7 protein-coding genes are annotated in these 7787 nt (G+C 42.3%); 6 read left to right on the forward strand and 1 reads right to left on the reverse strand.

What is annotated here, in order from left to right:
- Window positions 1-13 precede the first annotated feature (13 nt).
- The 6 genes from gltD (at window position 14) to AC20OE_RS09620 (ending at window position 7068) form a co-directional block, all read left to right on the forward strand.
- A complete protein-coding gene (gene gltD, locus AC20OE_RS09595) occupies window positions 14-1498 on the forward strand; it encodes a glutamate synthase small subunit (RefSeq protein ID WP_039179183.1) in 1485 nt (494 codons plus the stop codon).
- A gap of 176 nt (window positions 1499-1674) precedes the next feature.
- Window positions 1675-2376, forward strand: a complete 702-nt coding sequence (locus tag AC20OE_RS09600; RefSeq protein WP_099663427.1) for a DUF421 domain-containing protein — start codon at window positions 1675-1677, stop codon at window positions 2374-2376.
- 88 nt (window positions 2377-2464) lie between these two features.
- Entirely contained in the window at window positions 2465-3439 is a 975-nt protein-coding gene (locus tag AC20OE_RS09605) for a pectinesterase family protein (RefSeq protein WP_268503144.1), read from the forward strand.
- Window positions 3440-3565: 126 nt separating this feature from the next.
- Window positions 3566-5050, forward strand: a complete 1485-nt coding sequence (dacB, locus tag AC20OE_RS09610; RefSeq protein ID WP_268503143.1) for a D-alanyl-D-alanine carboxypeptidase/D-alanyl-D-alanine endopeptidase — start codon at window positions 3566-3568, stop codon at window positions 5048-5050.
- A 25-nt stretch (window positions 5051-5075) separates the two neighbouring features.
- Window positions 5076-6443, forward strand: a complete 1368-nt coding sequence (locus AC20OE_RS09615; RefSeq protein WP_044333002.1) for an MATE family efflux transporter — start codon at window positions 5076-5078, stop codon at window positions 6441-6443.
- Between the two features lie 64 nt (window positions 6444-6507).
- Window positions 6508-7068, forward strand: coding sequence for a CatB-related O-acetyltransferase (locus tag AC20OE_RS09620; RefSeq protein WP_039179171.1), 561 nt, complete (start codon window positions 6508-6510; stop codon window positions 7066-7068).
- 20 nt (window positions 7069-7088) lie between these two features.
- Here the strand turns inward: AC20OE_RS09620 and AC20OE_RS09625 are convergent.
- Window positions 7089-7787 (reverse strand): BclA C-terminal domain-containing protein (locus AC20OE_RS09625; RefSeq protein WP_487268810.1); only part of this gene is annotated, 699 nt, incomplete at its 5' end.

The following is a 7787-nucleotide window of genomic DNA, read 5'->3' on the forward strand; positions in this document are numbered from 1 at the left end:
AGGGGAGAGGACAATGGGCAAAGCAACAGGTTTTATGGAATATAAAAGAGAAAAGCCAAATGAACGTGACCCTCTCACTCGTCAAAATGACTGGAAAGAATATTCAGCTCCTTATACAGATGACGTATTGAAGAAGCAGGGCGCTAGATGTATGGATTGCGGAACACCGTTTTGTCAAATTGGTATGGAGATCAGGGGCGGCGTGTCTGGCTGCCCGATCTACAATTTAATTCCAGAGTGGAATGACCTGGTCTATCGCGGACGATGGAAAGAAGCGCTCGAAAGACTGCAAAAAACAAATAATTTCCCTGAGTTTACTGGGAGAGTATGTCCTGCGCCTTGTGAAGGTTCATGTACAGTCGCTATTAATGATCCAGCTGTTTCGATTAAAAATATCGAACGCACGATCATTGATAAAGGTTTTGAAAATGGATGGATCACGCCAAGGATCCCTTCAAGCCGTACAGGGAAGAAAATTGCCATTGTCGGCTCAGGACCAGCAGGACTTGCAAGTGCTGATCAATTAAACCAAGCAGGACACGCTGTTACAGTGTTCGAGCGTTCTGACCGCCTTGGCGGACTGCTGACTTACGGGATTCCAAATATGAAGCTCGACAAAGAAGTGGTCGAGCGAAGAGTCAAATTGCTAAGACAAGAAGGCATTGACTTTGTGACAAACACAGAAATCGGCGTGGATATCACTGCCGACGAACTGAAAGAGCAGTTTGATGCGGTTATCCTTTGTACAGGTGCACAAAAGCAGCGTGACCTGTTAATTGAAGGCAGGGAAGCAAAAGGGATTCACCTTGCAATGGATTATTTAACACTCGCAACGAAAAGCATGCTTGATTCAGGATTCAAAGACAAAAACTTTATTGACGCAAAAGGGAAAGATGTGATTGTGATTGGCGGAGGAGATACAGGCGCTGACTGCGTCGCAACTGCACTTCGCCAAAAAGCAAAAAGTGTTGTTCAATTCGGGAAGCATCCAAAGCTTCCAGATACACGTGTAGGGGATAACATGTGGCCAGAACAGCCTTATGTCTTCTCACTGGATTATGCTTATGAAGAAGCACAAGCAAAATTCGGAGAAGATCCGCGTCAATATTCAATTCAAACCACAAAAATTGTGGCAGATAAAAATGGGAAATTAAAAGAGCTTCATACCATTCAAATGGAAAAGGTGAAAAACGAACAAGGGAAGTTTGAATTTCATGAGATTCCAGGGACAGAGAAGGTATGGCCTGCTCAGCTCGTCTTTATTGCAATTGGTTTTGAGGGAACTGAACAGCCGCTTGTGAAACACTTTGGCGTGGACAGCAAAAACAATCGCATTGACGCAAAGTATGGGGAATATACAACAAATGTAGAAGGCGTATTTGCAGCGGGAGATGCAAGACGCGGGCAAAGCTTGATTGTCTGGGCAATTAATGAAGGCAGACAAGTGGCGCACGAGGTAGACCGTTATTTAATGGGGAGTTCGGTTCTGCCAAAATAGGTCAAACAAAGGGTGTTACAATATAAAGAAAAGCCATGACCGAAGTGTGGTCATGGCTTTTTATGTATTGGAGATAGAGATGAAGAATGATGCATTGATGGAAATGACGAACACGTTTAGATCCCTCCTTTCATGTATATGCTGTTATAAATGCAGTAAGAAAGGAAGGAACTTTTGTGCCGTTCGTTAATATTTTGACTGAACTCTTCATCGGATTTTTTGCTTTATTTTTAATTACAAAATTATTAGGAAAAACACAATTTGCACAAATCACACCGTTTGATTTCATTTCTGCACTTATTTTAGGCGAAATGGTCGGAAACGCCATTTTTGACCCAGAAGTCAAGATTCAGCACATTTTATTTGCTGTTGCGGTATGGGGCGTTCTCATATATACAGTTGAATGGCTTTCACAGCGCTTTAAGTCCATTCGTGCGTTTTTAGAAGGAAGACCTACGCTTGTGATTGATAAGGGGAAGATTCACTACAACCGGTTGAAGAAGAATATGCTTGATATCAATCAGCTGCAGACACTGGTTCGCGCAAAAGGCCATTTTGCCCTGAATGAAATTGAATATGCCATTTTGGAAACTGACGGCTCTGTCAGTGTTCTTCCGAAAATGAAATACGCACCAGCCACAGCAGAAGATGTGAACGTGAAGGGAAAAGAAGTGAAATTGCCTAGAACGTTTATTATTGACGGCGAAATTTTAAAAGATGATTTACAAGAAGCCGGCTTTGATGAATCCTGGCTGAGTGATCAATTAAAAAAGCAGCATATTTCCTCTTATCGAGACGTTCTCTTTTGTGAATGGATTGAAAATGAAGGGATTTATGCGATGCAATATGAAAAGTCTAAAAAAACATCCACAACATAAAAACGTGGGTGTTTTTTTGCGCGTGTATGGAATAGGATCAAAAAGAATGTTTGATGAAAACGTTCACAAAATGAGGAGGAGATATGTGATGAAATATAGAAACGTATGGATTATCATGGTCTTGTCTCTATTTCTTTTTGACCCAGCTTCACTTCAAGCAGCTGAAGCAGGGCATAACCGCGTCCTTGTCGTTGATCAAAAGGGAAGCGGGGCATACCGCACCGTTCAGTCTGCCATTGATGCGATTCCAGCAAACAATCAACAGCGGGCAACGATCTATATTAAAAATGGCGTATATAGAGAAAAAATTTTGCTTCCGCAAAATAAACCACACGTATCTTTTATCGGTGAAAACCAGCACAAGACGATCCTTACGTATGATGACACAAATGCAAGCACTGGGAGTACAACCAATAGCTCAAGCACAATGATTCGTGCAAACGATTTTTATGCAGAAAATATTACCTTCCAAAATACAGCTGGCAGACATGCTGGTCAGGCGGTGGCGCTGTATGTGTCTGGCGACCGGGCTGTGTTCAAACAAATACGTGTGTTAGGCTATCAAGATACACTTTATGCAACAGGCACAGGGCGGCAATATTATGAAAACTGCTATATCGAGGGCACGGTCGATTTTATTTTTGGATCAGCCACCGCTGTGTTTAAAAGAGCTGAAATAAAAAGCCTTGGAAATGGGTATATTACTGCAGCATCCACAACAGAAGCACAAAGGTACGGTTACGTATTCATAGATTCTACGTTGAAAAAGGGAACGGCAGCTGCGCAATCGGTTTATTTAGGACGTCCGTGGAGACCTTATTCGGCTGTGACATTCCTCCATACAAAAATGGATGACCATATAAAAGCAGTGGGATGGCATAACTGGGATAACCGTGACAACGAAAGAACGGCTAGGTATAAAGAATTTGGATCGACAGGAGCAGGGAGCAGTCCAGCAAACCGCGTAAAATGGTCAACTATTTTAACCAATAACGAAGCAAGTCAGATCACGGTTCAAGCAGTTCTTGGAGGAGCCGATGGTTGGAATCCAGAAAACAGGTAAAGGGCTTGTCAGTTTTCGTCAAAGAAAGCTGACTTTTCTGTTTAAAAAACCTTTGAGAACAAACGTTCTTTTGTGTATAATGAACATATTCTTCTAAATTTGGCGGCTACAATAAGGAGGGATTACGTGAAGCGTTTTTCACAGCTCATGTTTTTACAAATATGTATCCTGTCGATTTTATTTCTTCCTTTTTCAGCGAAAGATGAACAGCTCACAGCTCGTGACGATTCACTGGCTTGGATGACCGCTTTAGACGAACTCATACGAACAGCACCTGATTTAGAGGGCGCGATCTCTGGCATCAGCGTCCGCGATACTTCTGACAACTCTCTTCTTTATGAACATCAAGCCGATATTCGTCTTACTCCTGCTTCTAATATGAAACTGCTCACATCAGCCATCGCACTTGATATACTTGGAGAAACACACACATTCCCTACAGACATCTGGATGGATGGTTCCATTCAAAAGAAAACGTTACATGGCAGCCTTTATCTTCGCGGCACCGGCGATCCGACTTTATTAGAGAAGGATTTTGCAGCACTTGCCAAACAAGTCAAAAAGGCCGGAATACATAGCATTCGCGGACAGCTTGCAGCAGATGACACTTGGTTTGATGACACGAGATACTCCATTGATCTGCCTTGGAGTGATGAGGATCAATATTACGGGGCACAAATTTCTGCTCTCACGGCTTCACCGAATCAAGATTATGATGCAGGGACCGTAATTCTCGAAGTAAAACCAGGAAAAAAAGCAGGACAGAAAGCCGCATATGAGATGATCCCGAAGACGGATGTCGCTCAAGTCATCAATCAAGTGAAAACAGTTCCTGAAGGCGGAAAAAAGAAAATCTCTTTTAAGCGTTCTCACGGAACCAACAAGATTACGTTAACTGGGACCATTCCGGTTAAAGCAAGCTCATCTAAACAATGGGTCGCTTTATGGGATCCGGCCGCCTATGCTTTAGACTTAATGAAACGAGCGTTAAAGGCGGAAGGCATTCAAGTAAAAGGACCACTGAAAGCAAAACAAGTTCCTAAAAAAGCCAAAAAAATCGCCTCCCATACATCGATGCCATTATCAGAGCTGCTCGTTCCTATGATGAAATTAAGCAACAATACACATGCAGAAATTTTGCTAAAGGAACTAGGCAAAAAAGTGAAGAACAAAGGGAGCTTTGAAGCTGGGCTGGACGTCATGAATGAACGGCTTCCTGCGTTTGGCATCGATCCTTCGCTTGCAGTTTTGCGTGACGGATCGGGGATATCACCTATTAACCTTGTCTCTGCTAACCAGTTCACTTTATTTTTGACAAACATTCAAAAGGAAAAATGGTTTAAAACCTATGAACATGCGCTCCCTTTAGCAGGGGCGAGTGAACGAATGGTGGGGGGCACGTTAAGGAACAGATTGAAAGAACCAGCTACACTAGAAAAAGTACGTGCAAAAACAGGGTCGTTAACAACGGTCAGCACACTTTCTGGATATATTGACACGCAGGGCGGAAAAACGCTCGCTTTTTCCATCTTGTTAAATCACCTTGTTGATGACGAAAAAGGGAAAGAGATAGAAGACCGTATTGTCAGCATATTAGCTGAGAACCTTTAGATTTAGAGAGAGAAGGAGAACCATCATGACGTTAGATAACAATCAATCTTTAGTAAAAACCATGTCCATTTTTCTCATCCCGCTTTTGCTAAGCAATATTTTGCAATCGATCGGACAGTTAGTGTCCATTGTTCTTGTCGGAAGATGGATTGGAGAGGATGCAGTAGCTGCCATTTCTGCATTCTTTCCGCTTTTCTTTTTGCTCGTTTCTTTTTCCATTGGAATTGGATCGGGAAGCTCGATCCTTATTGGACAGGCGTATGGAGCAAAAAATGAACAGAAATTAAAAGAAATCATTGGCACAACGCTTTCATTCACTTTTTTGATCGGCGTCTCTTTAGCGATCATTGGAGGTTTTTTCGCAACAGACATCTTAAACCTCATGGGAACACCTGCTAATATCGTGGAGGAAAGTGCGGCTTACGCCAGAATTTTATTCATCTCAATGCCGATCTTATTTCTTTATTTTGTTTATACAACATTCTTGCGGGGAACAGGGGATTCGAAAACACCTTTTTATTTCTTAATGATTAGTACGGCAACGAATATTCTGATGCTGCCCATTTTATTATTTGGCTGGCTGGGACTACCGGCGTTCGGCTTATATGGCGCTGCGTATGCTTCAGTGATTTCAACAATTGTGACGTTTATCATTCTACATATCTACTTATATAAGACAAAACATCCACTTCGTATTGATGCATCGGTGAGAAAGCATTTATTGATGAAAGGGGATCTATTAAAAACGTTATTAAAGCTCAGTATCCCATCAAGCATTAATATGATCCTTATTTCTTTATCAGAAATTGCCGTTATTTCTTTCGTCAACGATTATGGATCACAGGCGACAGCTGCCTATGGTGTTGTCAATCAAGTCGTGAGTTATGTGCAGATGCCGGCAGTGAGTCTTGGCATTGCGGTCTCAATCTTTGCAGCACAATTCATTGGTGCAGGGAATATGAATCGACTGAAAGATGTCATTAAAATTGGGTTAGGACTTAACTTCGCCATAGGCGGATGTATCATTATTTTCGTTTATATTTTTGCACCGCAGATTTTATCTATCTTTTTAACAGATCCTAAGACGATAGACATTGCCTATAGTTTGGTTGTCATTACACTATGGAGCTATCTCATTTTTGGAACGGCCCAAATTGTTGCAGCCACAATGAGAGCAAGCGGGACAGTTCTTTGGCCGACGATCTTTAGTATTTGTTCCATTTGGCTTGTAGAAGTACCAGTCGCCTATGTGCTATCACATTATACATCCCTCGGCATTAAGGGAATATGGATTGGCTACCCTGCTGCGTTCTTTGTGAACTTACTCCTCCAATACAGCTACTATCAGCTCGTATGGAAGAAAAAACAAATTGTAGCGCTTGTTCAATCATAATGTGAAGGCGTAAAGTAGCATATACATACGAAGATCTATCACTTTTAAGGAGGCCGGATCTTCTATGTTTTTGAATCAAAGAAGTGAACTAAGCTCGTACAATATCGGTGACTTTTCTTATGCCGGACCAGATTTCCAAGTGCTGACATGGGGGGAAGGAACGACATTACATATTGGGAAGTTTTGTTCCATCGCAAACGAAGTGAAAATTTTTCTAGGCGGGGAACACCGTACAGATTGGGTCACAACGTATCCATTTAATCAAATTTTCAAAGAAGCTGCACATATTAAAGGACACCCAAAATCGAAGGGGGATGTTCATATTGGACATGACGTATGGATTGGATATGGTGCGACGATTATGTCCGGAGTATGTATAGGCAACGGGGCTGTGATAGGAGCAAATAGTGTGATCACAAAAGATGTGCCTCCATATGCAATAGCCGCAGGAAATCCCCAGCAGCTCATGAAATATCGATTTTCATCCGAAATAATCGAAAAACTGCAGTTATTAGAATGGTGGAATTTAGAGTTTTCAATCATCCAATCTGTTTTTCACCTTTTGCAATCTGATGATATTGAACAGTGTATAAATGTAATAGAAGACATAAAAAAGAAAGGCTGAAAAAGCCTTTCTTTTTTCGTTTAGCTTAGCCGTATAATGGTCAAGGCTGCTCCTGCAGCACCGCCCCCGCCAACTAAAATAGCTGTGACAACTGCCCCAAAAAACTGCAGTGAAATAGTGCTTCCAGCTGTTAAATTAACAATAACAGTGTTGTTGATAAATGAAGTTGAGATAACAGGTGATTGAACAGAACCAGAAATAGTAGTTGCTCCATTTAAAAGCAAACGTGTACTAATCAAAAGAGCTGTAGTGGTGTTGACTTGATACGTAATATAATATTTACCAGTTTGCAGAACGGTAAAAACAGTACTTGTGCCGTTTGCCGTAAAACCAGTAATGTTTTGAAAGTTTGGCAGAGGAATATTCGTTCCACCGGCTACAGTAACAATGGTAGGTCCAGAACTATTAGCAGCATAAAGTGCAGTATCTGTAAAACCACCTGTTCCAGTTGCCCCAGTGACACCAGTAACACCTGTCACGCCAGTAGGACCAGTTGCACCTGTAATGCCTGTGGCGCCGGTAGGCCCAGTAGCTCCAGTAATACCCGTAGCGCCAGAAGGTCCGGTAGCCCCGGTAATACCTGTGGTGCCAGAAGGTCCGGTAGCTCCAGTGCTACCCGTTACGCCAGTAATACCCGTTGCGCCGGTAGGTCCGGTGGCTCCGGTAATACCCGTTGCACCAGTGATACCTGTAGCCCCGGTAATACCTGTGGTGCCAGA

The sequence above is a fragment of the Bacillus sp. SRI_025 genome (genome assembly GCF_057592095.1).